The sequence below is a fragment of the Mesorhizobium sp. M7A.F.Ca.AU.002.02.1.1 genome (assembly GCF_003998535.1).
Classification (GTDB): domain Bacteria; phylum Pseudomonadota; class Alphaproteobacteria; order Rhizobiales; family Rhizobiaceae; genus Mesorhizobium; species Mesorhizobium ciceri.
Genome location: NZ_RZPB01000779.1, coordinates 1 through 2750, shown reverse-complemented (window position 1 = coordinate 2750; position 2750 = coordinate 1). Strand labels below are relative to the sequence as shown.

Annotated in this window: 1 protein-coding gene and 1 pseudogene; both read left to right on the top strand. The window is 61.8% G+C overall.

Translation table 11 applies throughout. The annotated features are described in order from the left end of the window. Nucleotides 1-174, top strand: a pseudogene (locus EN879_RS40280) (UTP--glucose-1-phosphate uridylyltransferase); the annotation flags it as partial. A gap of 235 nt (nucleotides 175-409) precedes the next feature. After that, a partial coding sequence (locus tag EN879_RS31130) for a polysaccharide biosynthesis tyrosine autokinase (RefSeq protein ID WP_127274488.1) occupies nucleotides 410-2750 on the top strand: 2341 nt, incomplete at its 3' end.

The following is a 2750-nucleotide window of genomic DNA, read 5'->3' as shown; positions in this document are numbered from 1 at the left end:
CAGCCGTTCTTCGCCCAGCCTTTCCTCGGCCGCATGTTCGACTGTGGTTCCAAGGAAGGGTTCATCCAGGCCAACATCGCCTTCGCGCTGGCGCGCGACGACATGAAGGGTCCGGTTTTCGAGATGCTTCAGGAGTTCGTCCGGTCGCATGAACGCCAGGAAGAAGCCGCATAATGCCCATCTTTCGGGAGTATCGTCGGATGGCCGGCGAAGAGGGGCCGGCAGGTTCTCTCCGTCTGGCACGACGCTTGCATTGCTCTGGCGATGCTCCCGATCTTCGAGGCGCCTGCAAGCCAAGGCATGATCCCTGAAAGTGGGTCCCGGTTTCCGGAAAAGATCATGTTGAAACAGTAAGATAGAGCCAATTGCGATCAATCGGAATAGGACCGGCTCTAGAATTGGACCGAAGATGAATTATGCCAACTTTCCTCTCGACAAGAGGATGCCATTGCCGAATTCGGACGCAGGAGACGGCGAAGACTTCATCGATATCGAGCGGCTGCTTGGCATGGCCGCACGGCAGGCCAAGGTGGTTGCCGTGTGTGCCGTCATCGGTCTCTTCCTGGGCCTGCTCTATTTGCAGACAACGCCGCCCAAATATCAGTCGATCGCCAGCGTGCTGATCGACGAGGGCTTGAACAAGATCGTCGACGACATTTCGGCGACGTCGACAACCATGCAGACCGATTCCGCCATCCTGAGCCAGATCGAGATCCTGACCTCGACGCGGCTTGCCGCCGTGGTCGTCGACAAGCTGAAGCTCGACCAGAACGACACGTTCATGAATCCGCCCCAGTCGGCGCTTGCCCAAGGCATAGGCCTCATCCGCGGCCTGATCCAGTATGTCCGCCCCAGCTCTTCCATGCCGGGTGGCGCTGACTTCAGCAAGCTCGACCCGGCCGCCCGCGATGCGCTGATCGCCACGTCGCGCCGCGACTACGCGATCCTCAAGCTGCAGAACGAGATCCGGGCGGAACGCGTCGGCCGAAGCTACGTCATCGCGCTCGGCTATCAGGCGACGGATCCGGCCTTGGCAAACGCCATCACCAAGGCCTATGCCGATGCCTATCTCGCCGATCAGCTCGATGCCAGCTTCGATGCCACCGAGCGGGCTGCGGTCTGGCTGCAGGGCCGGTTGACGGAGTTGCGCCAGAGCTCGCAGGCAGCTTCGCTCGCGGTTGAGAAATTCAGGGCCGAACATGGGCTGGCCGCCAACAGCGATGGCCAGCTGATGAGCGACAAGCAGCTTTCCGACCTCAACGCCCAGCTTATCGTGGCGCAGGCCGACACCGCACGCGCCAGCGCCCGCTACCAGCAGTACAAGGCCATCGTCGACAGCGGCTCCGAAAACGCTTTCAAGGATGCCGCCATATCGAGCGACCAGCCAAGCAGCTCGGTCATATCGGCGCTCAAGACCCGCTACCTCACAGTGGCCAAGCGGCTGCAGGACGTCGAGGCGAATTTCGGCCCCGAGCACCCGCAGGCGGTGGCTCTCTCCAAGGAGAAGGCCGACATATCGACGCAGATTTTCGGCGAGCTGAAGCAGCTGACCGAAAGCTATCGCAACGAATATGAGGTGGCGCAGGCACGCGAGACCGCGCTCAGGGCCAACGTCGCGGCCGCGCAAGGCAAGAGTTCCGTCGACAACCAGACGCAAGTCAAGCTGCGTGAACTCGATCAGCAGGCGACGGCGCTCACCACGCTCTATCAGACATTCCTGGGTCGTTACGAGGAAGCCGCGCAGCAGCAGTCCTTCCCGGTCGGCAAGATCCGCATCATCTCCGACGCGTCGATGCCGATGACGGCCTCAAGCCCGCGCACCATCGTCGTGCTCGGACTTTCGCTGGTGCTTGGCCTGCTGATGGGCGCCGGCTTTGGTGGCCTGAACGAGTTCAACGAACGCTTCTTCAGGACCGGCGAGGACGTGCGCGACCGCGTCAACCTGAAATTCCTCGGCTACCTGCCGACGATCGGCGGCAAGCTCGGCAAGGAAGAAAAGCCGGGCGAGACCCAGGTGGACGCCAAGACCACCCAATCGCTGTCTTCAGCCGAAAAGCGGGCGCGCATGCGGGTCAGCATCGATTCTCCAGCCTCGATGTTCTCCGAAACGCTGCGCAGCGCCAAGATCGCCTTCGACGTCGTGATGGAAGGGCAAGGCAGCCGCGTCATCGGCATCATCTCGGTGCTTCCCGGCGAGGGCAAGTCGACGGTCGCGGCAAATCTCGCCGGCTTGCTTGCCGCCAATGGCTCCAAGACGCTGCTGATCGACGGCGACTTGCGCAATCCCGGCCTCAGCCGAGGCCTTGGCATGGAAACCGAGCAGGGCTTGATGGAAGCGGTGGTCGGCGGCCAGACCTGGCAGTCCGTCGGCAAGATCGACAGGCAGACGAAGCTGGCGATCATCCCGGCGGTGCTGCGCGGTCACTTCTCGCATACCAGCGAACTTCTCTCCTCGGCCGGCATGCGGCGCTTCATCGAGAACGCCAAGGAGACGTTCGAATACATCGTCGTCGATCTGCCGCCGCTCGGACCGGTGGTCGACGCCAAGGCCTTCGCGCCATTGGTCGACGGTTTTGTACTGGTCACCGAGTGGGGGCGCACCCCGCGCGCGATGGTCAGGTCGATGCTGGAATCCGAACCCTATGTCGCCAACAAGATCGTCGGCGCGGTGCTGAACAAGGTCGATTTGAAGAAACTGGCCAAATACGGCTCGTTCGGCGGGTCGGAAAAATTCTTCGGTAAATATTTCG